Origin of the sequence: Sulfurospirillum tamanense (assembly GCF_016937535.1) — a bacterium.
GTDB lineage: Bacteria > Campylobacterota > Campylobacteria > Campylobacterales > Campylobacteraceae > Sulfurospirillum_B > Sulfurospirillum_B tamanense.
Map to the genome: position 1 here is coordinate 1 of NZ_JAFHKK010000001.1, position 21424 is coordinate 21424.

The following is a 21424-nucleotide window of genomic DNA, read 5'->3' on the forward strand; positions in this document are numbered from 1 at the left end:
GGTAAAATGTATTCACAATTGCATTTTTTTGCAAAAAACTTAGTAGAAAATTAAAGGGATTGTTTCCAACACATTAATAATTTCACGTCGAAAAACAACCATGATTGAGGAAAGCACTGCAATCATCACCACATAAGCAAGCATAATTTTAATAGGAAAGCCCACAACAAGAAGGTTAAATTGCGGCATCGTCTTCATAAGCATCCCAAAAATTAAATCAGAAAGAAGCGAAACAGCCTTAACAGGGAAAGAGAGAATAAACCCAAACAAAAACATCCCCATAACACCCTTGCTGATATATTCCCACATATCAAGAGTTGGGTAAAACGCCCCCAAAGGGAGTTCTCCTAAAGAGTGGTGGTAAAACAGTAGCATCAGATGGTGCCCATCAAAAGCTAAAAACAGGGTAAGTGCGAGCAGGGTAAGCAGTTGGCTCATCAAAGGAACGCTTATCCCTGTTTGAGGATCAACAACATTGGCCATCGTAAAGCCCATCACAAAAGAAATTTGCTGTCCAGCAAGCTCTAAAATAGCAAAAATCAAATAGACCAAAAGGCCTGCCATAAGCCCAAGAAACAACTCCATCATCACAGCAAACACAAGCTGCACCAATCCAAGCTCAAAAGGCGCAACGGTGGCATAAGGAAAAAGGAAAATAGTCAAAAAAAGCACCACGGCCGTTTTAATTTCAACAGGAATTCGCATGTGATTAAAAAAAGGGAAAAAGGCTACAAGACCACTCATGCGCGTAAATAATAATAAAAAGCGTACGACATTTTCTTCACCAAGGTACTGGACAAATTCCATTTTATTGCGCTACAAGTGTCAAATCTTCCAAAGCGTAGGCGCAATCGCACCGCTTAGCGAGGGCCACATCGTGGGTAACAAGCATGAGGGCAGCTTGCTGGGTGTGCACATATTCAAACAAAACATCCATCACTTCTCGTGCGGTGTGTTGGTCGAGGTTGCCCGTGGGCTCATCAGCAAAAATTATGCGTGGTTTTTTGGAAAGCACCCGCGCAATAGAAACACGCTGCTGCTGGCCGCCTGAGAGTTCTCCAATTTTTTGTCCCAACACATGGGAAATTCCCAAACGCTCCATCAAAGACTCATCCAGTGGCGTGCGACAAAGCAAAGCGGAGAGTTCAATGTTTTCTTTAGCAGTAAACCCCTTAAAAAGATAATGGGATTGAAAAATAATACCAAGCTTTTCACGCCTTACATGTAAAGCATTAGCAGCGCCAGCGCCGTATAAAGAAGCGCCTTCAAAAACCACTTCGCCCTTTTGGGGAGGCAATAAGGTAGAGCAAATGTGCAAAAGTGTTGATTTTCCACACCCGCTCACGCCAACAATAGCCATACTTTGAGCAGGTTCTAGTGTGAAAGAAAGGTCATTAAAAAGTGGGTAATCAAAAGCATGAGAGAGATGTTTGGCTTCTAAAAGTGCCACGAATCTCCTTTAAGAAGAAGGGGGCGAGCGCAAGAGGCCCGCCCTAAAACGTTAGCCAATCTGCGCGGCTACTTCAGCAGCAAAATCTTCTTGCTTTTTCTCAAGGCCTTCACCAAGTTCAAAGCGTACGTATTCTACTAATTCGATTTTTCCACCAAGTTCAGCTGCTTTTTCAGCCACTACCTGAGCGATAGTTTTTTTATCGTCCATGACGTAAAATTGGTTTAAAAGCGTAAATTGTTGGTCAAGCTGGGTGTTGTCTGCAATAAAACGCTCAAGTTGACCAGGAACGATTTTGTCCCAAATCTTCTCAGGTTTGTTTTGCGCGCGAAGCTCCGCTTTGATGTTCTCTTCTGCTTGAGCCATAATGGCATCGGTAAGTTGCAAACGGCTTCCATACTGAGGCACTTTTTTAAGAGGCTTGCCAAGACGCACGTACTCTTCGTTTGTTTTTTCAATATCTGCAATGAGTGCTATTGTCTCTTTTTCAACAAACTCAAGGTCTAGAGATTCGTGACTTAAGTACAGTGGCTTCATAGCCGCAGCGTGCATACACAAACTTCGGATGAACTCAGTAGCAGCCTTGGCTGTTTTTTCGCTATCACACGCTGCGGCGATAATCACCCCTACTTTGCCATTGGAGTGCAAGTAGCCATTAACCACACCATTTTGACCCGCTTTAACGGTTGCAAAACGTCGCACCACTAGGTTTTCACCAATAGTCGCAATTTGTGTGTTGAAATACTCTTTAAAATTAACACCACCAATGGTAGACTCCATCAACTCTTCTACAGTTGAAAAGCCACTAGATTGGATGTGGGCTGTTGTTTTTTGGGTTAATGCTTGGAAGCTTTCGTTTTTGGCAACAAAGTCTGTTTCAGAGTTGATTTCACTCAACGTTGCCATGGTGCAATCTTCAGAGACTTCCACACTCACAAGGCCTTCGCTTGCCAAGCGGTCTGCTTTTTTAGCTGCTTTTCCAAGGCCTTTTTCACGGAGCAAATCAACTGCTTTGTCCATATCTCCACCCGTTTCAGCCAAAGTGTTTTTACAGTCCATCATCCCAGCACCCGTCATTTCGCGCAGTTCTTTTACCATTGCTGCAGAAATTGCCATTACGCGTCTCCTTCGGTCTCTTCTTCGCTAAAAAGCGCTTCGTCTGAAGTCGCTTCGTCAATAATCTCTTTTTTCTCTTCATCGCTCACTACCGCATCATCTTCACTGACTGCGTCTTGAGCGCGAATTTCTTTACCTTCAATAATGGCTTCGCTCATCTCTTTACAAAAGAGTTGAATGGAACGAATCGCATCATCGTTACCTGGGATTGGGAAATCCACTACGTCTGGATCACAGTTGGTATCAAGAGGTGCAACAACAGGCAGTCGTAAGCGATTGGCTTCTTGAACGGCGATTTTTTCCTTAACGGTGTCGATGACAAAAATCATATCAGGAACAACTTTCATGTTGCGCAAACCACCAAGGTAATTAAGCAACTGCTCTTTTTTGCGTCGAAGCATTAGTGCTTCTTTTTTAGTCAAAAGGTTGATAGAGCCGTCTTCTTCCATGGTTTCAATCACTTCGAGCTTACGAATAGATTGTTTGATGGTTTGGAAGTTGGTGAGCATGCCGCCCAACCAGCGGTGATTTACATAAGGCATACCGCATTTTTCAGCGTACTCTTTAATAGCCTGGCTGGCTTGTTTTTTAGTGCCAACAAATAAGATGGTTTTACCCTCAGCGGCTGCGTCACGCACAACAGTGTAGGTGTAGCGAAAGTATCGCAACGTTTTTTGAAGATCGATGATGTAGATGTTTTTGCGTTCACCGAAGATGAACTTTTTCATTTTTGGATTCCAGCGTCGTGTCTGGTGTCCGAAGTGTACCCCGCATTCTAGCAGGTCTTTCATGGTTACCATGATGTCTCCTTAGTGGGCGTTGCCCGAATTTTGGTTTATCCGCCACACCCCTTAACAACCGAAGTTGCAACCGTACAAGGATTGGTGTGTGTGAGATTGAGCCGTGATTTTACTCAAAATTAGTTTAAGGTTTACTTTTGCCAGAGAAGTCACTAGAGAGTTGTGCTGTGTTTTGACTTTGAATAAGCCATTCTAGCAATGTCGCCACATGGGTGCAACTTTGACTTGAGAGCCTACACGGAGGCTTGGAAGTGTCGCAAAGATGTGCTAACAAATCAGGGTTTGAAAAAGTGGTTATGTCGTATTTTTTGGCTTTTTCTACAATGCGCTGCATTACCGCATCGCTTAGCGCAGAGGCCGCACCAAAGGCATACACTTCATAGGCTTCTTTTTTTGCTTTCATCTTCTCCCTTTAACATAATGATACCCGCTTGCCTTCCTGTCGTTTTATCACGTCGGTAAGAAAAATAGCGCGTATCGCAGCATGTGCATCCAAAAGTGCTCTTCACATGAAGCACTCCAGCAGCTTTAAGCTGCTCCTCCACTAAAGCTCGCAAATCCAAAGTACGCCCGTGCACGTGGGCGCCAAACCTTTTTTTAGCCTCTTCTAGTGCTACACCATCAAGTTCGTAACAACATCCCCCAATACTTGGGCCAAGGCTTACATGTAAATGCTCAGGTTGCACGCCAAATGTTTCGCGCATTGCCCTCAAAGCTTCGAGCACAATCCCTCCAAAAGCACCTGCTCTGCCTGCATGCACAGCAGCAACTGTGCGCGTTTTGGGGTCATGCATCAGCACGGGAATGCAATCAGCCACCAAAACCATTAGCGCGAGGTTTTCCATTTGGGTTATTAGCCCATCACATGCTTCAAACGTGCGGTTTGCGCGCTCCGTTGCAATACGAACAGCCGTTCCGTGTACCTGCTCCATGTCAGCCATCCAAGAAATACCAAGGGCTTTACATGTAAAGGTACGATTTGCCTTTACATGTAAAGGATTGTCTGCCACATGGTAAGCTAAATTATTGCTCTCAAAGGGTGCCGCGCTTACGCCGCCAAAACGGTCGGTAAAGTGGATTAATACAGACGCATCCAATGCTCCACCTCTTCCCAACCTTTTTGTTTTTTTCGCGAAAGCATGTGGTGCAAGGAGCGGACCAACATGTCGGTTTCTATATTCACGCGCCTTCCCACGCGGTACGTGCCAAGCAAAGTGTCTTGCAGCGTCAGAGGAATGAGTGTCAAGCGAATTTCCTCTTCCATTACGTCATTAATTGTGAGACTCACTCCATCAATCGCCACACTTCCTTTGGGAATCATACACACCATCGCCTGCTCAGGAAGGGAGATAAACATCTCTAGCGCATTGCCATTGTGTTCAAGTCTGCTTATCTGTCCAATGGCATCCACATGCCCTTGGACAAAGTGCCCATCCAGTCGGTCACCCACTTGCATTGCTGGCTCAATGTGCACCAAGCCTGTTAAGTTTTCATGAGCAATATGCGCCCTTGTTTCAGGTGAAAGTTCCACACTAAAAGTGCCCTGCCCTACATGCACAGCGGTTAAACATGCTCCATTGACTGCGATGCTATCACCAATACGTGGACAATAAGACGCCTTGAGAGTGAGCGTGTTTCCTGCGAAAGAAACCACCGAAGCTTTCTCACGGATTAGGCCTGTAAACATGGTTATCCCCTTGTTAGAAAAAGGGTTATTATACCAAAGATATGGTATAATCCGCCCCCTAAGCACAGCACTTATTTATCTCATGGCAACGCGCTTTAGCACGTACGCCACTACTTTTAGGATCTATCATGAAATATGACATTATCGTTGTGGGCGGCGGACACGCAGGCATTGAAGCGGCCCTTGCCAGTGCACGCATGGGCAAAAAAACCCTCTTGATTACTATCTTGGCCGAACAAATCGGGGCCGCTAGTTGCAATCCCGCCATTGGAGGCCTAGCCAAGGGCCACCTTGTCAAAGAGTTGGATGCCCTAGGGGGACAAATGGGTCTTGTAACCGACCAAGCAGGCATTCAATTTCGTATTTTAAACGAGTCCAAGGGACCTGCTGTGCGTGGTTCGCGCGCCCAAATTGACATGGACCGCTACCGCATTATCATGCGAAACCTCATTCTCAATACCGAAAACCTTGATGTAGCCCAAGAGATTTCCGAAGCGCTCACGAGCAAAGAAGGCGTTGTCACCGGCGTCATTACCCACCTCAAAAACCATTACCACGCCTCCAAGGTCATCCTCACCACAGGAACTTTTTTGCGTGGGCTTATCCATGTGGGTGAAATCCGCCAAGAAGCGGGGCGCGTGGGTGAGTTTGCTGCTTATAAACTTTCGGCTTCTTTGAAAGAACTCGGATTAGAACTTGGTCGACTCAAAACAGGGACTTGCCCAAGAATCGATGCTAAAAGCATTGATTTTTCAACCATGGAAATACAACCTGGAGATACCGCTCCTGCGCCTTTTAGCTTTCGCACCCCAAAAGAAACATTCAACCCCACACAACTCCCTTGTTACATCGCTTATACCAATGCGCGCACCCATGCAATAATCGAAGGAAATTTTCATCGTGCTCCTTTATTTACAGGACAGATTGAAGGTGTTGGGCCACGGTACTGCCCTAGCATTGAAGACAAAATCAACCGCTTTCGCGACAAAGAACGGCACCATCTTTTCATTGAACCCCAAACCCTCGAGGCCACCGAATACTACATCAACGGCCTCACCACATCTTTGCCGCCTGATACGCAATTAGAAATGGTGCGCAGTATCAAAGGACTAGAAAATGCAAAAATCGTCCGCTACGGCTATGCCATTGAGTACGATTATATTAACCCCACGCAACTTCATCACACCCTAGAAACCAAAAAAGTTCGCGGCCTCTACTGTGCTGGGCAAATTAATGGCACCACAGGCTATGAAGAAGCTGCGGCACAAGGGCTAATGGCAGGCATTAACGCTGTCCTTAGCTTTGAAGGAAAAGACCCTCTCATTTTACGCAGGGATGAAGCTTATATTGGTGTTATGATTGATGATTTGGTTACCAAAGGCACCAAAGAACCCTACCGCATGTTCACATCCCGTGCCGAATACCGCTTGCTCTTGCGAGAGGACAATGCTTCCTTGCGTTTGGGTGGCTACGGCTATAAACTAGGCCTCATTGATGAGGATAGTCATAAGAAAATAATAAAACTTAAAGAACAAACAGCCCTAGGATTAGCACTGTTGCATGAGCGCTTTATTTCACCCTCTAAAGAAAATACAGCTCTATTAAACACCATGGAAGAAGAGGCAGCCAAAGACCACATGTGCTTACAAAAAATCGTAGCACGCAAAACATTTACCGTAGACAAACTTCCTCTATTACTCCCCGAGACAGCATCTTTTTTAACCGAGGCAAAAGAGCAAATTGTCGTAGAGGCAAAATACGAAAACTACATCCAAAAACAACAAGAACAAATTGGAAAAATGGAGGGTTTATTGGAGGTTATTATTCCACAAAATATGGATTTTAACGCCGTAGGTGGACTAAGCAATGAAATCAAAGAAAAGCTTTTTACACACCGGCCTCCGACTCTTTTTGCTGCCAGTCAAATGAGCGGAATCACTCCAGCAGCTTTGGATATTTTGCATATTTACATAAAGATAAACTCCAAATAAAGCGTTTTTTGTGAAACTTATTTTGAAAAAAAGGAATAAATATTAATCAATAATTTTAATTAATAGCTATTTATTAGCACATTTTTTTGCTATACTTTTGCGGTAAGATTGCGTGTGGGGATGATTTCGTAACAGAATGATGACACTTCAAGAAAAAATGACCAAAGTCAATGAAAGTTTAATTATCTGTTAGATACAATCTTCCTTAAATCTTAAATACTCACGAAAGGAAAACAATGGCTGTTGAGCAAAGTAGACGCGACTTTCTTGGCATGGCCTTTGGTGGAGTCGCTGCGGTTGGCGGTGTCTTTGCTTTAGGTGCTATGAAGGCCTCATGGGACCCCCTCCCAAGTGTTATCTCCGCAGGCTTTACCACCGTGGACCTCTCCCCTATGGAAATGGGTGAAATCCGCACTATTGAGTGGCGAAAACTACCTGTGTTTATTCTTAAAAAAAGTTCAGACATAGCAAAGAATTCAGCGCGAGATGTTGTTGTCGGTGACGCAAGCTATACTGTAGTTATTGGCCTGTGTACCCATCTTGGCTGCATTCCTAGCTGGAGACCGCGAACACAAGATTTTATCTGTGCTTGTCATGGAGGCGTTTTTGACGCGAGTGGTGTCAACACCTTTGGCCCTCCCCCAAGACCTCTTGATATTCCTCCCTTTAAAATCGACGGAACCAAGCTTGTTTTAGGCGAAGAAGGCCCAGAATACGCCAAACTCGTCGGCAATGCCTAGTAAAGGAGAATTGACTTATGGCACAATTTGAAAAAGCAAACGGTATTGTAGACTGGCTAGATCAGCGTCTGGCTATTCGGACACTAGGCAGAGTGTTGATGACGGAGTATTGGATTCCAAAAAATATAAATTTTTTGTGGGCAATGGGGGTTGTACTCATCACCCTCTTTTTACTCTTGGTTGTTTCTGGAATTTTTCTTTTGATGTACTACAAGCCCGATGTGCATCAAGCTTTTGACAGCGTTAACTACACCATCATGCATGAGGTAGCATACGGTTGGCTGTGGCGGCATATTCACGGCGTAGCGGCTTCTGCAACCTTCTTAGTAATTTACATTCACATGCTTACAGCCATTTACTATGGTGCTTACAAAAATGGTCGTGAGATCATTTGGATTAGCGGCATGATGCTTTTTGGGATGTTTTCTGCAGCAGCTTTTAGTGGCTATATGCTCCCTTGGGGCCAGATGAGCTATTGGGCAGCACAAGTTATCACCAATCTTTTTGGCGGTGTGCCCGTCATTGGTGAAGCGTTGGTTGTGTGGATTCGTGGTGATTTTGCGGTAGCAGACGCAACCCTTACACGTTTTTTTATGCTCCATGTTCTTTTGCTTCCTTTGGTGATTATGCTTGTTATTGTGATTCACTTTTATTCCTTGCGCCTTCCGCACGTCAGCAATGAACTTGGTGAAGAACTAGACTTTGAAGCAGAAGCCGAAAAATATAAAGTGGGCAATAAAAAAGAGTCTAAAGTGGTTCCTTTTTGGCCTATGTTTCTCTCTAAAGACTTTTACATTGTCTCTGTTTTTATGGTTTTCTTCTTTTACTTGGTGAGTTTTCATTTCAATTTTGCTATGGACCCCATCAACTTTGAGCCTGCTAATGCCATGAAAACTCCTGCCCACATCTACCCAGAGTGGTACTTCTTGTGGAGTTATGAAATCTTGCGCGGTTTCTTTTTTGATATTGGCCCACTTTCTGCTTCTGATATTGGTTTAGCTGCCTTTGGCTTTGCCAACGTAGCGTTTTTCTTGCTTCCTTTGCTTGACAAGAGCCCCATCGTTGCACCTGCAAGCCAACGGGGTAAATTTAATATCTGGTTTTGGGTACTCATTGCAGACTTGATCATCCTAACAGTTTATGGAAAACTTCCCGCCACGGGAGCTAACGCGTGGGTAGGATTTTTTGCCTCTATGGTTTTTATTGGTCTTTTTGTAGCCTTGCCCTTCATCACCAAAAATGAAAAAAGACGAGGTGCCTAATGAAAGAATTAAAAATTTTAGCCGTTGTGGTGTTTCTTACTGCAATCGTATACATTGGGGTTGAGCCTTATGCGCATAGCAAACTTCATCCTGCTGTGACACCTGCTGATTTCCAGTTTCAAGATTTGGAACGCACAGGGAAAGTCGGTGATGCAGCACGTGGCGCTGAAACCTTCATGATGGCAGGATGCATCGGCTGTCATGGCCTTGAGTCCCAAGGCATGCCCTTTAGCATGGATAACCAAAGCGCTTCCCAATCTTTTGGTGTTGTGCCGCCTGATTTAAGCAGTGCAGGACTCATTTACGATGAGACATTTTTAGCAGCGCTTATCAAAAATCCTGCAAAAGCCCTCATGGTTGAACACAAATTTAATGAGGCAAATCCGCATCCAATGACAAGTTTTTATGGACTAGGAGAAGACCTTGATCAAGAAATTGCTGACATTGTAGCTTACCTAAAGTCAATTGCACCCGCTAGCATGAGTAGTGTGGAAATCTTTGATGATGCGTGTTTGCGTTGCCATGGCATGAAGTATGACAATGGCAAATTAATGCCTACAGAGGCTGATGCCATTCTTGCTTACATGGGAACGATTCCACCGGATCTCTCACCTATGATCCGAGCACGTAGCCACAGCTTTCTTGAGACTTTCATCAATAACCCACAAAAACATCTCGAAGGAACCTCAATGCCACGTGTTGGGCTAACCAAAGAAGCGCAGCTTCAAGTGGTGGACTACATGGAAAGCATTGGGGATAGTAAAAAAGAAGAGCGTGAACGCGTTGGACTTTATATTATGGGATACTTTGTCATTTTGAGTATCTTTGCTTATCTGTGGAAAAACAAAGTGTGGAGAGAGGTCAAATAAGACCTCTTTTTGAATAACATGTAAACCCGTTTCGGGTTTACATGTACAGTGCCTTAGAGTGGATTATTCTTCAAAAGCACCCATAGAAAGAATACGCGTATAGCGTGCTTCTAGTCGGGCTTGCTTATCTTGTGTATTTAACTCATCCAAAGAGGCTATGACATATTCGCCAAGCGCCTTTACTGCAGCTTCTTTATTGCGATGAGCACCAATAATAGGCTCTTCAATCACCGCATCAATCAAATTGTAATTTTTTAAATCTTCTGAAGTAATCTTCATTGCCTTGGTGGCACTTTCTTGTTTAGCAGGGTCGTTCCATAAAATAGCCGCACACCCCTCGGGTGAAATAACAGAGAAAACCGAATAGCGCATCATGGCAAATCGATCTGCTACGCCCACAGCCAGGGCACCACCGCTACCACCCTCGCCGATAACGACAGCGATACTCTTTACGTCCAAATCACTTAGTTCGTACAAGTTGCGAGCAATCGCTTCGCTCTGGCCTCGCTCTTCTGCTCCAATGCCTGGATACGCGCCAGGAGTGTCGATAAGAAACAGCACAGGTATATCAAATTTTTCAGCCATTTTAGCCACGCGCAAGGCTTTGCGATACCCCTCAGGATTAGGCATACCAAAATTACGTTTTAGTTTATTTTTAGTACCACGCCCTTTTTGCTCTCCGATAACAATAATTTTCTGATCTGAAAGATAACCCATATAGCAAACAATGGCACCATCATCCCTAAAAGCACGATCCCCGTGAATTTCATAAGCATCTTTTAAAAGTGCACGAATGTAATCCAAGGCATAAGGACGATCGGGATGACGTGCAAGTTGCAATTTTTGGTAATCACTGAGATTTTTATAAGTTTTGGCAACTTCTTTTTCTAGATTTTTTTGCAGAATCTCAACGGCATGAGTGTCGCCTTTTATGCGCGCACTGGCAATTTCATCATCAATCTGTTGTATTGTTCGTTCAAATTCCAAATAGGTTGCCATTACTACTCCTTAAAGCCGCTTAAAGACCACTGAGCCATTTGTTCCACCAAATCCAAAGGAGTTGCTCATGACCACGTTTAGCGTTGCACTGCGTGCTGTGTTTGGCACATAATCCAAATCACACGCAGGATCTGGGGTGGTGTAATTGATAGTTGGAGGAATAACACTATCACGCATTGCCATCAAAGAAATAACGGCCTCCAACGCACCCGCCGCGCCAAGACAGTGACCAATCTGGCCTTTTGTGGAACTCATAACTGGCACATTGGCTCCAAAGAGGGTTTTCACTGCAGCTGTTTCATTTTTGTCATTAACAGGCGTAGATGTACCGTGAGCGTTGATATAATCAACTTTATCCACATTGGCCATGCGAAGAGCAGCGCGCATTGAGCGCAAAGGACCATCGAGGGTTGGGGCCGTAATATGATGGGCATCTCCACTCTCGCCAAAGCCTACCAGCTCACCATAAATATGAGCACCGCGAGCTTTTGCATCTTCATAAGTTTCAAGCACCAACGCAGCTGCACCCTCACCCATAACAAAACCATCGCGGTCTAAATCAAAGGGGCGAGAAGCACTTTGGGGGTCATCGTTGCGTGTAGAAAGGGCTTTCATCGCAGCAAAGCCACCAATACCCACACCACAAATAGTCGCCTCCGCACCTACCACAAGCATCTTATCTGCTGCGCCCACGACAATCGTCTTAAAAGCTTCGCTAATAGCGTGGGTACTCGCCGCACATGCGGTGACAGAAGAGAGATTTGGACCACGAATACCATAGTCAATTGAAACCATCCCGCCAAGCATGTTAATGAGTGCCGAGGGAATAAAAAAGGGAGAGAGGCGTCTTGGCCCCTTTTCGTTCATTACGATAGTATTGCGCTCGATGGTAGGCAAGCCACCAATTCCCGAGGCAGAACATACTCCAAAGCGCTCTGGGTCAAAGGTTGCTACAGCAGCATCGCCCATGGCTTCTTGGGCTGCTTTGAGTCCTAAGTGAATAAATCGGTCTGCTTTTTTAACTTCCTTAGCATCCATGACGGTTGTCGGATCAAAATCAAGAATTTCTCCTGCAATTTTGACAGTATGACTGGATGTATCAAACGATGTAATGCTTTTAATGCCACATTTGCCTTCAACGATAGCTTTAAAAGAACTCTCTTTGTCTAATCCAAGGGAATTTATCATCCCGATTCCAGTAACAACAACACGTCTCAATGAAAGCTCCTTAAACGAGGGGATAGGGGGAATGCCCGTCAAAAGACGGGCGAAGTTAGACTACTTGTTGTCTTCGATGTATTTTAGCGCATCGCCAACAGTGATAATTTTCTCAGCATCCGCATCAGGAATTTCAATATCAAATTTTTCTTCCAACGCCATTACCAACTCAACAACATCCAGCGAATCTGCGCCCAAATCTTCTACAAACTTTGACTCTGGTTTCACTTCGTCAGGGTTAACATTTAATTGCTCAACAACTACTTCTTTGACTTCGTCAAGTAGTGCCATAGGGGACTCCTTAAAAAATTTTGCCTAATTCTATCAAAAAAACCTTAAAAGCCGTGCATTCGACCTTTACATGTACATGCCACCGTTCACCTTGAGGACTTCTCCTGTAATATAAGAAGCATGATCACTCAACAAAAATGCAACCGCTTGGGCAATGTCGCTTGGTGCGCCAAAACGCTTTAAGGGAATTTTTGCCGTGTAAGCTTCTTTAATCTCTTCAGGTAGCTTATCTGTCATCTCTGTAGCGATAAATCCTGGGGTGACCGTGTTGTAGCGAACAGTGCGTGGAGCGCCCTCTTGGGCAAAACTTTTGGTCATTGCAATCATTCCACCTTTAGAAGCAGCATAATTTACCTGTCCCGCATTGCCTGTTTCGCCCACAATAGAAGCGATGTTAACCACCGCGCCAAAACGTTTCTTACTCATCACTTTTAACGCTTCTCGACACCCCACAAATGCAGAAGTAAGATTAGCATCAACCACGGCAGCAAACTCTTCAGTTTTCATACGCATGGCAAGTTTATCGTTGGTGATACCTGCATTGTTTACAAGATACGCAAGCTCACCATCGGCTTCTACAATGGTCTTAATAGCTTCCACGTAGGCTTCCTCGTTGGTGACATCAAAGCCAATCACTGCCGCTTTTCCTCCGGTACTTTCGATGCTTTCTTTAAGAACATCCGCTACTTCGGGTTTGGAGCGGTAATTAATCCATACTTTCAATCCTTGGGCTGCCAACTCTCTGGCGATCGCCTCACCAATTCCTTTGCTAGCCCCTGTTACCAGTACATTTTTTCCGCTAAAACGCAATGTTTCTCCTTTTGTTTTTATCTTCAATTTCGTGTAAAATTCCTAAACCAATGGCTCATCCATTCCCTTAGGAATAGGCAAACCCATTAACTTTAAAACCGTCGGGGCGATGTTGCTAAGCCCCCCTGCTTTTACCTCATCTACATCAGGTGCCACTACAAAACAATACACATCAAATAGCGTATGGTTTGTGAGTCGCTCACCAGAAATATCTTGCATGGCTTCGCAATTGCCGTGGTCACTTGTAATTACAAGATTATATCCATTAGCTTTACCTTTTTCCAGCACTTTTCCAAGCTCTATATCTACTGCTTCAACCGCTTTTTTAGCTGCTTCAAAATTGCCCGTATGGCCCACCATGTCGCCGTTGGCAAAATTCACCACAATAAAATCATACCCCGCTTCTATCGCCTTAAGCACCGCCTGGCCAACTTCGGGCGCGCTCATTTGGGGCTGCAAATCATACGTGGTAACATTTGGGCTAGGAATAAGCACCCGTGTTTCGTTCTCTTCAGGCTCTTCTGTGCCGCCATTTAAAAAGAAGGTCACATGGGCGTATTTTTCCGTTTCAGCCGTATGAAACTGTGAATACCCCGCCTTAGCGATGACATTGCCAAGGGTCTCTTTGGATGGCTCTGGCGCAAACATCACCGGAAAAGGAAAGGTAGCATCGTATTGGGTCATGGTCACGATTTGCAGTGGCACATAAGAGCGGGTAAATTCCTCAAAATGCTCCACACCAAACGCGCGCACAAGTTGACGCATGCGGTCGTTGCGGAAATTGATAAACACCACCCCATCTCCTGCTTTAATCCCTTCAAACCCTTCAAAGGCCACAGGCTCAATAAACTCATCGCTAATGCCTTCGGCATACATGCGTTCCATGTAGGCACTAGGCGTTTCATTGGTCTTTGAACTGGCTGTTGCCATCACATTGTACGCCGCTTCTACGCGCTCCCAGCGGTTGTCTCTATCCATAGCATAAAATCGTCCGCTCAACGAAGCAATGGCCTCCGCGTGGGTCTGCTCAAGTGTTTTGACAAAACCAAGTCCTGAACTTGGGCTCACATCTCTGCCATCAGTAATGGGATGCAACCACACTTTCTTCCCTTGGTTTATGGCCAAATCCGCCACGCCCAAAAAGTGCTCCACGTGCGAGTGCACCCCGCCATCACTCAAAAGCCCCACAACATGGATGGTTTCGCATTGGGACAAAAGCTGGGCTAGGGCAGGGTTTTCCCTCAAAGAACCTTCTTTTAATGCCATGGAGATTTTCACCAAGTTTTGGTACAAAATCCGACCGCTGCCAATGGTCATGTGCCCTACTTCGCTGTTGCCCATTTGCCCCGCAGGAAGCCCCACGGCTAGTCCGCTAGTACGAATAAGCGCATGCGGAGTGGTTTCAAAAAGGTTGTCGTAGGTTGGTTTTGTGGCTGCGGCAAAGGCGTTAAACTCCTCCGAAGGGTTATGTCCAATGCCATCCGTGATGACTAAAATTGTTTTATGTGTTTGGTTCATAAAGTGCTTTCGTGTTTTTAGGTTTTAAGCAAGAGTATACTAAACTGTTGCTTTTAAAAACCAAAATTGCCCCTTTTAGGATCTCCATGTTTTATTGGCTTTATGATGTTTATGCCATCAACCTTCTTCAGTATATTACCGTGCGGGCAGGACTTGCGTTCTTTTTGGCCTTTACATGTACCGTGGTCGTCTTACCTTGGTTTATTCGCTGGGCAAAACGGCGAAAAGCTAGTCAGCCCATCTATGACCTTGCCCCAAAAACTCACCAAAAAAAATCCAACACCCCTACTATGGGCGGACTCTTTTTTCTCCTTACGGCCACCTTTGCGATTCTTCTGTGTGCGCGCCTTGATAACGGTTTTGTACTGGCTTCTTTGGTGTGCATCTTAGGCTTTGGGGCCATTGGCATTAAAGACGACAGCGCAAAAATTTTAGGCAACAACAACCAAAGCGGCCTTAGTCCCAAAGCCAAGCTCGCCTTGCAAGCCATCGTGGGGCTAATAGTAGCGGCCTTAACACTCTATGCCACAGGGATTCCAACGGATTTTTACCTCCCTTTTTACAAATTCCCTTTGTTTGATTTAGGGTGGATGAGCTTGTTATTTTGGATGCTTGTCATGGTTTCTTCCTCTAACGCCGTAAATCTCACCGACGGACTTGATGGCCTAGCCACCGTCCCTTCTATCTTTTCCATGCTCACCCTTGGCGTGTTCATTTACCTCAGCGGTCACGCGGTCTTGGGCGGGTACTTGCTCTTGCCAAAGGTCGTGGGTTCGGGCGAAGTGGTCATTGTTGCTACTGCGCTCATTGGGTCGCTCATGGGCTTTTTGTGGTACAACTGCTACCCTGCGGAAGTGTTTATGGGCGACACAGGAAGCCTTAGTATTGGGGCGATTATTGGCTACATGGCCATTATTTCTAAAAATGAATTGCTGTTGTTGCTCATCGGGTTTGTGTTTGTCCTTGAAACCGTCTCGGTCATCTTACAAGTGGGAAGTTTCAAAGCGCGCAAAAAACGCATCTTTCTCATGGCGCCCATTCATCATCATTTTGAGATGAAAGGCTGGGCGGAAAATAAAATCATCGTGCGCTTTTGGATTATCGCGCTGCTTTCCAACCTCATCGCCCTTACGGCCCTTAAATTGCGATGAAACGCTCGCTTTTTGGTTATGGGAAAACCACGCAAGCCTTGGCTAAAAGCGGTGGGTGGGATATTTACGATGATAGCTTTACATGTAAAGAAACGGATGCTTATGGCAATGCTTTGCTTCCTCCAAGCGCCTTTGACCCTTTGCAAAGCGCCCTTGAGCTCCCAAGTCCCGGTTTTCCACCCACACATCCCTTGGTACAAAAAGCCTTACATGTAACGAGCGAATACGACTATTTTTTCCCGCATATGCCCCCTTGCGTGTGGATTACGGGCACTAATGGCAAAACGACTACGACGCAAATGATTGGGCACTTACTCAAAGAAAAAGGAGCTGTTACGGGCGGGAACATCGGCACACCCTTGGCTGAACTTTCTTTTGATGCTCCTTTGTGGATTTTAGAAACCAGCTCCTTTACGCTCCATTATACTTCCAAGGCGCGTCCCAATGTGTACGTGGTGCTCCCCATTAAGCCCGACCACCTCAGTTGGCATGGCAGCATGGAAGCCTACGAAACAGCCAAGCTTAAACCTCTTGAGATGATGCATGAGGGCTCTGTTGCTATCTTACCCAAACGCTACGCTAGTCTCACCACCAATGCCCACCTCATCCCCTATGAAAATTCTCAAGATTTAGCGGCGTTTCTAGGCCTTGAAGCAGAAAGCTTGTCTATTAAAGAACCTTTCTTGATGGACGCCCTGCTCGCCCTTGTAGTGCAACGGGTTTTATTTGGCACCATCACACCACAAGCCTTCGACACCTTTGTCCTTGACCCTCACAAGCTCCAAGAACTTCGTGATGCCCAAGGACGCTTGTGGGTCAATGACACCAAAGGCACCAACCTAGACGCCACCATTGAAGCCCTTAAACGCTATCAGGATAAGCCCATTGAGATTATCCTAGGCGGCGATGACAAAGGGGTGGATTTGACCCACTTGTTTGAAACAATGCAATCTTTACATGTAAAGATTTACGCCATTGGCACCAACACCCAAAAACTCATGGACTTGGCCGCAACCTTTGGTCTCGTCGCCACCCCTTGCCACACACTGGCCCACGCAGTAAAAGCGATAGATAAATCACTTTCAAACAAGGGCGTGGGACTTCTCTCCCCTGCGGCGGCAAGCCTTGACCAATTTTCTTCGTATGTTGAACGAGGAGAAATGTTTATGGATTTAGTAAGGGGCTTAAAATAAGCTTGTCTTAAACTTTAAAAGGTATAATTTCACTTCTTTTCAAAGTGGCTGGATAGCTCAGTCGGTAGAGCAGCAGACTGAAAATCTGCGTGTCGGCGGTTCGATTCCGCCTCCAGCCACCACCTCTTTGAAAAACCCCTAAATTTAGGCATTTAAACCACTTAAGTTTTCTTTGGGTGTCCTCTTGGGTGTCCTATTTCAGTCAAAAATCATCAATGAATAGTTTTAACCGATAAACAAAAAAACGGGGTTTATGTTTTAATATGTCGAGGCTTTAACCCTATTCGCTTAAATACCTCTTTGGCTTCTTTGTGGGTAATGGTTTCTTCATAATAGTTATCTTTTGCCAAAAGCCTATTAAGAGTAAGGACTTCTTTTAATGTCATGCTTAATACTTTGGCTCTATTTTTAACGGTGATTTCATTTCTTAAAATACGCATGGAGAATAAGCATAGCTTCGTGCTGTATAAAATAATCTCTATTTGAGAGAGATTGCTTTTCACAATGCTTGTTTTTTTAGCAAATAGGGGCTTTAAGGACGGCACGCCCTCAAGTTCTTTGAGTTCTCTAAGCGGTTGTAGGTTATTCAGCTTCATTGAGTTTGAGGCGTAATGTTTCTTTATTCCCAAATTCATCTGTTTGAGTAACATGTGCATTAACTGATATTTTCTTCTCTATGGCTTCGAGTTGAGAGAGTAGGCTATTTTTAATCGTGAAAAGGTCTTTTATGCTAGATGATGATAAATCAGCTCCAAGAATTGCCTCATCAATCTTCCCTAACTGCTTGAGGGTCATTTCATACTTTGCTTTTACGCTGTAGCTATAAGCCTCCTTTATCTTCAAAAAGCTTTCAAATTGCAGGCTCTTAATCTCCTCTTCAAAAAGTTTACTCCATTGAATCAATGTAGGCTTACTCGTTTTTAGCTCTTTGGCGATAACATCAAAGGTCAATCCCTCAGCCCTAAGTGCTAAAAATTTGTTTTGTTTATCGGTCATGCGTTGCCTTTATCTTGTTTAAAATTTCCACTATTTCGTCAGTAGGAATAAATAATGCGCCAACTTTTCCCCTCGTTTTGCATGTAAGCTCTAAGCGATAAAGGGACTTTTTCAAATCATCTTTTGCCTGTTTGTCATAGTAGCAAAGCTTTGTAATATAAGTTAGGTTTTTAGGGTTGTTGAGGTAAGCGGTTGTAAAATGTGTGTCTAATGCTCCAAAAGCTCTTAACCCCTCTAAATTTAAAGCGTTTGTGCTATCAAGGCAAATATCAATCTCTATGACTTCCAAGCGTTTTAAGAGGCGTTGTAGCTCTTCAATCGTGGCACTACTCAAAGAATTTTTAGGCTGAGTGAGTCCAAAAATCGTGAGATTGTACTTTTTGTAATTGCTTGACTGGTTGAGCGCATGTGGCGTTTCGAGTAGAATATTTTTAAAGCCCGTGTGCGTTATGATGTAAAACGCCGAGGTTATCTCTTTAGTAGCCTTTTTTCTTTTGGCGTGGGCTGAAATTTTAGAGTGGCTTTGCACCTCTTTTTTATTCCAACCCGTTTGAGTAAGTATCTTTTCAATGGTGCTTTTTAAAGGCGTAACCCTTATGCTATCTATCCCCAATCGTAATGAATTACTACCTACATTACGATAACCCCCATTTTGGGCGTAATTTGCCAACACTTCAAAATCAGTCCCAAGCCCCACCAACTCAAGGGGCGTGAGTGGTTTCGCCCCACTCATCTCAAGCCTCAAAAAGTTGTTTTTTGGTGGTGGAATGATAATTGCTTTTCTTGTGCACTATTTCAATTCCATAACGCTTTTTTACAAGCTCTACTTTGTCACTACAAATAAAACGAAATTTGACTTTAGAATCTCCTAGCATTCCCCACTGACTCTTAACAATACCCTCTTTTTCTAAGGCGCAAAAATACTGATTTGCATTTGCAATATGTGTCACTGTGGCACATGTTACATCGTTTCGCTTTAGCATTTCTTCAATAAGTCGCTTTTTGTGCGTTCGTATTTTACTCATAACGCACCGTCCTCTACCATTTCGGCATAAATCTCTTTTACATACTGGCGCATTTTCTTATTTTTCTTTAGTAGCTTTTTTATTCCTAAGTCTGTAAAGAAAATGTCTATCCAAGGGCTTGCACCCATGCTATCAATAACGCATGATAATCTGGTTTCAAAATCAATACCAAACAAAAGCCCATCTTCAATAAAATCTACGCCATAAAACTTATGCGCCGTTCTTGGGTCAAATAGTTCTCCAAGTCCTTGAGATACACGTGCATTGTTTGAAATAATGTATTTTTCGTAAGTGGTCATGATGCCACCTCCATTTTATGCGAGGCTATCCATGCGTTAATCTCAGCCCTGTTATAGCGGATAAATTTACCAATCTTGCAAAAGGGAATTTTTGCTTCCATGCGGTATTTAGCTTGAGTGCTTTTTTTGATTTCGTACTCAGCCTCTAAGCCTGAGGGGCTTAACCATTCGTTGTGTGTGTTTTGTACCATTTGTTTGATACTCCCATATTTTGAATTTATATGGAATTATTTCAAATGACCGTATTTGAGAGGTGTTAATAATGCGACCTATAAGGTATAAAGTATGTTAGATTAGATTAGCATATTGCAGTATGTCCAATGCGTCAATAAACTTTTTAATATGTCCGCCTCCTTTAGCGTTGTATTGTTTGTTCAAGTTGTCCAAATAGTCTTTTAGTTTTTGCTTTGCGGGTGGTTGCTGTTCATAATAAAAACCTTGATTATATTCTCCACTCTTTATGTCTAGCATTGTCTTTTTGATAAAATCAAGTGTTTTTATACCGTTAAAATAGCTAGGTGGGAATGTATCAAAAATATCATTAGAAATATCATCAACGCTTTTAATAACTTTGCCATCGTACTCAATGTGAAATAATTTTTCAAGAACCGTTAATGCTCCCTCAAGTGCTTTAATATCATCTTTTTTTAATAGACTGCCTTTTTTCATCCTTAGCTCTTTTGTTCTTTCATTGTAAAGTTCGCTATCTTTTTGCAATGACAATACTTCAAGCATTCGGGCTATTTCATATGCTTCATTCTCCCATTTTTCTCGAGGGATATTTTGAAAAAAATTATCAAGGTGTTGAAAACATAAATTATCGTCATCGCCTAGATTTAATTCTCCAAGCATTAAAGATTCTATTTCTTTGCCTTCTTTATCAACAAAATGACTTTCTTGCATTATTTGCTCATAAGCGTCTTTCAGTACATCACAAAAACTTTCTTCACTCATTCTACCACCTCAGCATCTATGATTTGCCCCATCGTTACATTCCCTTTTTTACTGGAATTGTGATAACTCAAAGATAAGTATTTGTTGATTGTTGTAGCGTCTTTGTGTCCTAACATTCCACTAAGGGTTATCGCCTCAGTTCCCCTCTCAGCTAAAGCACTTACTAAAACATTTCGCATGTAGTGAAGTGTTAATTCGGGCATGTTGAGGTGCTTTTTTAATTGATTCATTTGGCGGTCTGTATTTTCAATCATCTTTCCCGTTTTTGGACTTTTAAACACTAAGCCCGTGTGGGTGTCGGGTATCTGTAAAAGTGCTTCTTTGATAAATCGGGGGAGTTCGTACTTTTGCTTTTCGTTATTTTTGGTATCTTCTATCCAGTAGTAGCCATTCTCTAAATCTACATTTTCCCACTTGAGCTTTAGTATCTCACTTTTACGCCTCCCCGTAAAACCAAAAAGAAACAAGGCACGGTAAAAGGGTTGAGTGCTGTAGTAGTCATTAATGCCCTCAAAAATGCGTTTAAACATTTCAGCCCCATTGATAACTATCTTTTTTGTATTGTCTTTTTTTAGCACGATAAAGCGTGTAGGATTATCTCTTAATGCTTTGTTCTTAATGGCAAAATCAAAAAGAGGGCGCAATATCTCCAAGGTGGTATTGATAGTGCGTGTAGCCATTCCCTCAGTTTGTAGTTTTCGGATAATCGCCATAATGTGATGCTCTTGTATGCTATCAAGCTTCTTTTTACCCAAAGGCTCTTTTAAGTAGCGTTTGTAAAAACTGGCTTTTGCCTCAGTCCAGCTTTTCGACTTGTCAAGGGTTTGAAAATAAAGCTCCCAAAGTTCGTTTAGTTTTGTGTTTGCATTGATTTGAAGATTACCCGTGTTTGTTTCTATGCTTCTTCGATATTCAATTAATAGTCTTTGGGCTTCTCTTTCGTACTCTTTCTTGTTCCAGCCCGTGCGTTCTATAAGTGTTTCAATTTTTCGGTATCGTTTCTCATTTATTCTAAAGTCAAATAAAAACTCTCTCATGTTCTTTTTATTAATTTT

At 43.6% G+C, this 21424-nt stretch carries 26 protein-coding genes and 1 tRNA gene; 7 read left to right on the forward strand and 20 right to left on the reverse strand.

Features of this window, described 5'->3' with window-relative positions:
* Nucleotides 1-39: 39 nt before the first annotated feature.
* The 7 genes from fliR to ribE all read right to left on the reverse strand — a co-directional run bounded on the left by fliR (nucleotide 40) and on the right by ribE (nucleotide 5053).
* A complete protein-coding gene (fliR, locus tag JWV37_RS00005; protein WP_205457592.1) occupies nucleotides 40-807 on the reverse strand; it encodes a flagellar biosynthetic protein FliR in 768 nt (255 codons plus the stop codon).
* A gap of 1 nt (nucleotide 808) precedes the next feature.
* Nucleotides 809-1450, reverse strand: a complete 642-nt coding sequence (locus tag JWV37_RS00010; protein WP_205457593.1) for an ABC transporter ATP-binding protein — start codon at nucleotides 1448-1450, stop codon at nucleotides 809-811.
* 51 nt (nucleotides 1451-1501) lie between these two features.
* Complete coding sequence (tsf, locus tag JWV37_RS00015) at nucleotides 1502-2566, reverse strand: translation elongation factor Ts (protein ID WP_205457594.1); 1065 nt, start codon at nucleotides 2564-2566, stop codon at nucleotides 1502-1504.
* Nucleotides 2566-3366, reverse strand: coding sequence for a 30S ribosomal protein S2 (gene rpsB, locus JWV37_RS00020; RefSeq protein WP_205457595.1), 801 nt, complete (start codon nucleotides 3364-3366; stop codon nucleotides 2566-2568). Before rpsB ends, tsf begins: the two co-directional genes overlap by 1 nt.
* Nucleotides 3367-3490: 124 nt before the next feature.
* Nucleotides 3491-3769, reverse strand: a complete 279-nt coding sequence (locus tag JWV37_RS00025) for a hypothetical protein (RefSeq protein WP_205457596.1) — start codon at nucleotides 3767-3769, stop codon at nucleotides 3491-3493.
* On the reverse strand, nucleotides 3744-4463 hold the full coding sequence (pgeF, locus tag JWV37_RS00030) for a peptidoglycan editing factor PgeF (RefSeq protein WP_205457597.1): 720 nt from the start codon (nucleotides 4461-4463) through the stop codon (nucleotides 3744-3746). Before pgeF ends, JWV37_RS00025 begins: the two co-directional genes overlap by 26 nt.
* Nucleotides 4445-5053, reverse strand: coding sequence for a riboflavin synthase (ribE, locus tag JWV37_RS00035; protein WP_205457598.1), 609 nt, complete (start codon nucleotides 5051-5053; stop codon nucleotides 4445-4447). Before ribE ends, pgeF begins: the two co-directional genes overlap by 19 nt.
* 128 nt (nucleotides 5054-5181) lie before the next feature.
* Between ribE and mnmG the strand changes: the two genes are divergently transcribed.
* The 4 genes from mnmG (at nucleotide 5182) to JWV37_RS00055 (ending at nucleotide 9915) form a co-directional block, all read left to right on the forward strand.
* The gene (gene mnmG, locus JWV37_RS00040) at nucleotides 5182-7044 is read left to right on the forward strand and encodes a tRNA uridine-5-carboxymethylaminomethyl(34) synthesis enzyme MnmG (RefSeq protein ID WP_205457599.1); all 1863 of its coding nucleotides are present in this window, start codon (nucleotides 5182-5184) and stop codon (nucleotides 7042-7044) included.
* Nucleotides 7045-7280: 236 nt separating this feature from the next.
* Nucleotides 7281-7784 carry a ubiquinol-cytochrome c reductase iron-sulfur subunit gene (petA, locus tag JWV37_RS00045; protein ID WP_205457600.1) on the forward strand — a complete coding sequence of 168 codons (504 nt, stop codon included), beginning with the start codon at nucleotides 7281-7283 and terminating at the stop codon, nucleotides 7782-7784.
* A gap of 17 nt (nucleotides 7785-7801) precedes the next feature.
* The gene (locus JWV37_RS00050) at nucleotides 7802-9046 is read left to right on the forward strand and encodes a cytochrome b (RefSeq protein ID WP_205457601.1); all 1245 of its coding nucleotides are present in this window, start codon (nucleotides 7802-7804) and stop codon (nucleotides 9044-9046) included.
* The gene (locus tag JWV37_RS00055) at nucleotides 9046-9915 is read left to right on the forward strand and encodes a c-type cytochrome (RefSeq protein ID WP_205457602.1); all 870 of its coding nucleotides are present in this window, start codon (nucleotides 9046-9048) and stop codon (nucleotides 9913-9915) included. Before JWV37_RS00050 ends, JWV37_RS00055 begins: the two co-directional genes overlap by 1 nt.
* A gap of 63 nt (nucleotides 9916-9978) precedes the next feature.
* On the opposite strand, the gene JWV37_RS00060 is transcribed toward JWV37_RS00055, so the two are convergent.
* The 5 genes from JWV37_RS00060 to gpmI all read right to left on the reverse strand — a co-directional run bounded on the left by JWV37_RS00060 (nucleotide 9979) and on the right by gpmI (nucleotide 14751).
* Entirely contained in the window at nucleotides 9979-10914 is a 936-nt protein-coding gene (locus tag JWV37_RS00060) for an acetyl-CoA carboxylase carboxyltransferase subunit alpha (protein WP_205457603.1), read from the reverse strand.
* Nucleotides 10915-10923: 9 nt separating this feature from the next.
* A complete protein-coding gene (locus JWV37_RS00065; protein ID WP_205457604.1) occupies nucleotides 10924-12132 on the reverse strand; it encodes a beta-ketoacyl-ACP synthase II in 1209 nt (402 codons plus the stop codon).
* Between the two features lie 60 nt (nucleotides 12133-12192).
* A complete protein-coding gene (gene acpP / locus JWV37_RS00070; RefSeq protein WP_205457605.1) occupies nucleotides 12193-12423 on the reverse strand; it encodes an acyl carrier protein in 231 nt (76 codons plus the stop codon).
* Nucleotides 12424-12489: 66 nt separating this feature from the next.
* A complete protein-coding gene (gene fabG, locus JWV37_RS00075; protein WP_205457606.1) occupies nucleotides 12490-13233 on the reverse strand; it encodes a 3-oxoacyl-ACP reductase FabG in 744 nt (247 codons plus the stop codon).
* 42 nt (nucleotides 13234-13275) lie between these two features.
* Nucleotides 13276-14751 (reverse strand): 2,3-bisphosphoglycerate-independent phosphoglycerate mutase, encoded by a 1476-nt coding sequence (gene gpmI / locus JWV37_RS00080; RefSeq protein ID WP_205457607.1) that lies wholly within the window; start codon nucleotides 14749-14751, stop codon nucleotides 13276-13278.
* An 86-nt stretch (nucleotides 14752-14837) separates the two neighbouring features.
* Here gpmI and mraY point away from each other — a divergent pair, with 86 nt between their 5' ends.
* The 3 genes from mraY to JWV37_RS00095 all read left to right on the forward strand — a co-directional run bounded on the left by mraY (nucleotide 14838) and on the right by JWV37_RS00095 (nucleotide 17217).
* Nucleotides 14838-15902, forward strand: coding sequence for a phospho-N-acetylmuramoyl-pentapeptide-transferase (mraY, locus tag JWV37_RS00085; protein WP_205457608.1), 1065 nt, complete (start codon nucleotides 14838-14840; stop codon nucleotides 15900-15902).
* Nucleotides 15899-17095: a UDP-N-acetylmuramoyl-L-alanine--D-glutamate ligase gene (gene murD / locus JWV37_RS00090; RefSeq protein WP_205457609.1), complete on the forward strand. Its 1197-nt coding sequence runs from the start codon at nucleotides 15899-15901 to the stop codon at nucleotides 17093-17095. Before mraY ends, murD begins: the two co-directional genes overlap by 4 nt.
* Nucleotides 17096-17141: 46 nt before the next feature.
* Nucleotides 17142-17217, forward strand: a tRNA-Phe gene (locus JWV37_RS00095).
* A 129-nt stretch (nucleotides 17218-17346) separates the two neighbouring features.
* Here JWV37_RS00095 and JWV37_RS00100 read toward each other — a convergent pair.
* From JWV37_RS00100 to JWV37_RS00135, 8 genes are all read right to left on the reverse strand, one after another.
* The gene (locus tag JWV37_RS00100) at nucleotides 17347-17598 is read right to left on the reverse strand and encodes a hypothetical protein (RefSeq protein ID WP_205457610.1); all 252 of its coding nucleotides are present in this window, start codon (nucleotides 17596-17598) and stop codon (nucleotides 17347-17349) included.
* A 79-nt stretch (nucleotides 17599-17677) separates the two neighbouring features.
* Nucleotides 17678-18091: a helix-turn-helix domain-containing protein gene (locus JWV37_RS00105; RefSeq protein ID WP_205457611.1), complete on the reverse strand. Its 414-nt coding sequence runs from the start codon at nucleotides 18089-18091 to the stop codon at nucleotides 17678-17680.
* Nucleotides 18081-18824, reverse strand: a complete 744-nt coding sequence (locus JWV37_RS00110) for a hypothetical protein (protein ID WP_205457612.1) — start codon at nucleotides 18822-18824, stop codon at nucleotides 18081-18083. Before JWV37_RS00110 ends, JWV37_RS00105 begins: the two co-directional genes overlap by 11 nt.
* A gap of 1 nt (nucleotide 18825) precedes the next feature.
* Nucleotides 18826-19116 carry a hypothetical protein gene (locus tag JWV37_RS00115; protein WP_205457613.1) on the reverse strand — a complete coding sequence of 97 codons (291 nt, stop codon included), beginning with the start codon at nucleotides 19114-19116 and terminating at the stop codon, nucleotides 18826-18828.
* Nucleotides 19113-19415, reverse strand: a complete 303-nt coding sequence (locus JWV37_RS00120; protein ID WP_205457614.1) for a hypothetical protein — start codon at nucleotides 19413-19415, stop codon at nucleotides 19113-19115. Before JWV37_RS00120 ends, JWV37_RS00115 begins: the two co-directional genes overlap by 4 nt.
* Nucleotides 19412-19606: a helix-turn-helix domain-containing protein gene (locus JWV37_RS00125; protein WP_205457615.1), complete on the reverse strand. Its 195-nt coding sequence runs from the start codon at nucleotides 19604-19606 to the stop codon at nucleotides 19412-19414. Before JWV37_RS00125 ends, JWV37_RS00120 begins: the two co-directional genes overlap by 4 nt.
* Nucleotides 19607-19703: 97 nt before the next feature.
* The gene (locus JWV37_RS00130; protein WP_205457616.1) at nucleotides 19704-20369 is read right to left on the reverse strand and encodes a hypothetical protein; all 666 of its coding nucleotides are present in this window, start codon (nucleotides 20367-20369) and stop codon (nucleotides 19704-19706) included.
* Nucleotides 20366-21406: a tyrosine-type recombinase/integrase gene (locus JWV37_RS00135; RefSeq protein ID WP_205457617.1), complete on the reverse strand. Its 1041-nt coding sequence runs from the start codon at nucleotides 21404-21406 to the stop codon at nucleotides 20366-20368. Before JWV37_RS00135 ends, JWV37_RS00130 begins: the two co-directional genes overlap by 4 nt.
* Between the last annotated feature and the right edge of the window lie 18 nt (nucleotides 21407-21424).

What these genes read in the sequence shown, in the direction of transcription:
- fliR (WP_205457592.1), bottom strand. Translation starts at nt 807, where the DNA reads ATGGAATTTGTCCAGTACCTTGGTGAAGAAAATGTCGTACGCTTTTTA.
- tsf (WP_205457594.1), bottom strand. Translation starts at nt 2,566, where the DNA reads ATGGCAATTTCTGCAGCAATGGTAAAAGAACTGCGCGAAATGACGGGT.
- rpsB (WP_205457595.1), bottom strand. Translation starts at nt 3,366, where the DNA reads ATGGTAACCATGAAAGACCTGCTAGAATGCGGGGTACACTTCGGACAC.
- JWV37_RS00025 (WP_205457596.1), bottom strand. Translation starts at nt 3,769, where the DNA reads ATGAAAGCAAAAAAAGAAGCCTATGAAGTGTATGCCTTTGGTGCGGCC.
- ribE (WP_205457598.1), bottom strand. Translation starts at nt 5,053, where the DNA reads ATGTTTACAGGCCTAATCCGTGAGAAAGCTTCGGTGGTTTCTTTCGCA.
- mnmG (WP_205457599.1), top strand. Translation starts at nt 5,182, where the DNA reads ATGAAATATGACATTATCGTTGTGGGCGGCGGACACGCAGGCATTGAA.
- petA (WP_205457600.1), top strand. Translation starts at nt 7,281, where the DNA reads ATGGCTGTTGAGCAAAGTAGACGCGACTTTCTTGGCATGGCCTTTGGT.
- JWV37_RS00050 (WP_205457601.1), top strand. Translation starts at nt 7,802, where the DNA reads ATGGCACAATTTGAAAAAGCAAACGGTATTGTAGACTGGCTAGATCAG.
- JWV37_RS00055 (WP_205457602.1), top strand. Translation starts at nt 9,046, where the DNA reads ATGAAAGAATTAAAAATTTTAGCCGTTGTGGTGTTTCTTACTGCAATC.
- JWV37_RS00060 (WP_205457603.1), bottom strand. Translation starts at nt 10,914, where the DNA reads ATGGCAACCTATTTGGAATTTGAACGAACAATACAACAGATTGATGAT.
- acpP (WP_205457605.1), bottom strand. Translation starts at nt 12,423, where the DNA reads ATGGCACTACTTGACGAAGTCAAAGAAGTAGTTGTTGAGCAATTAAAT.
- gpmI (WP_205457607.1), bottom strand. Translation starts at nt 14,751, where the DNA reads ATGAACCAAACACATAAAACAATTTTAGTCATCACGGATGGCATTGGA.
- mraY (WP_205457608.1), top strand. Translation starts at nt 14,838, where the DNA reads ATGTTTTATTGGCTTTATGATGTTTATGCCATCAACCTTCTTCAGTAT.
- murD (WP_205457609.1), top strand. Translation starts at nt 15,899, where the DNA reads ATGAAACGCTCGCTTTTTGGTTATGGGAAAACCACGCAAGCCTTGGCT.
- JWV37_RS00105 (WP_205457611.1), bottom strand. Translation starts at nt 18,091, where the DNA reads ATGACCGATAAACAAAACAAATTTTTAGCACTTAGGGCTGAGGGATTG.
- JWV37_RS00110 (WP_205457612.1), bottom strand. Translation starts at nt 18,824, where the DNA reads ATGAGTGGGGCGAAACCACTCACGCCCCTTGAGTTGGTGGGGCTTGGG.
- JWV37_RS00115 (WP_205457613.1), bottom strand. Translation starts at nt 19,116, where the DNA reads ATGAGTAAAATACGAACGCACAAAAAGCGACTTATTGAAGAAATGCTA.
- JWV37_RS00120 (WP_205457614.1), bottom strand. Translation starts at nt 19,415, where the DNA reads ATGACCACTTACGAAAAATACATTATTTCAAACAATGCACGTGTATCT.
- JWV37_RS00125 (WP_205457615.1), bottom strand. Translation starts at nt 19,606, where the DNA reads ATGGTACAAAACACACACAACGAATGGTTAAGCCCCTCAGGCTTAGAG.
- JWV37_RS00130 (WP_205457616.1), bottom strand. Translation starts at nt 20,369, where the DNA reads ATGAGTGAAGAAAGTTTTTGTGATGTACTGAAAGACGCTTATGAGCAA.
- JWV37_RS00135 (WP_205457617.1), bottom strand. Translation starts at nt 21,406, where the DNA reads ATGAGAGAGTTTTTATTTGACTTTAGAATAAATGAGAAACGATACCGA.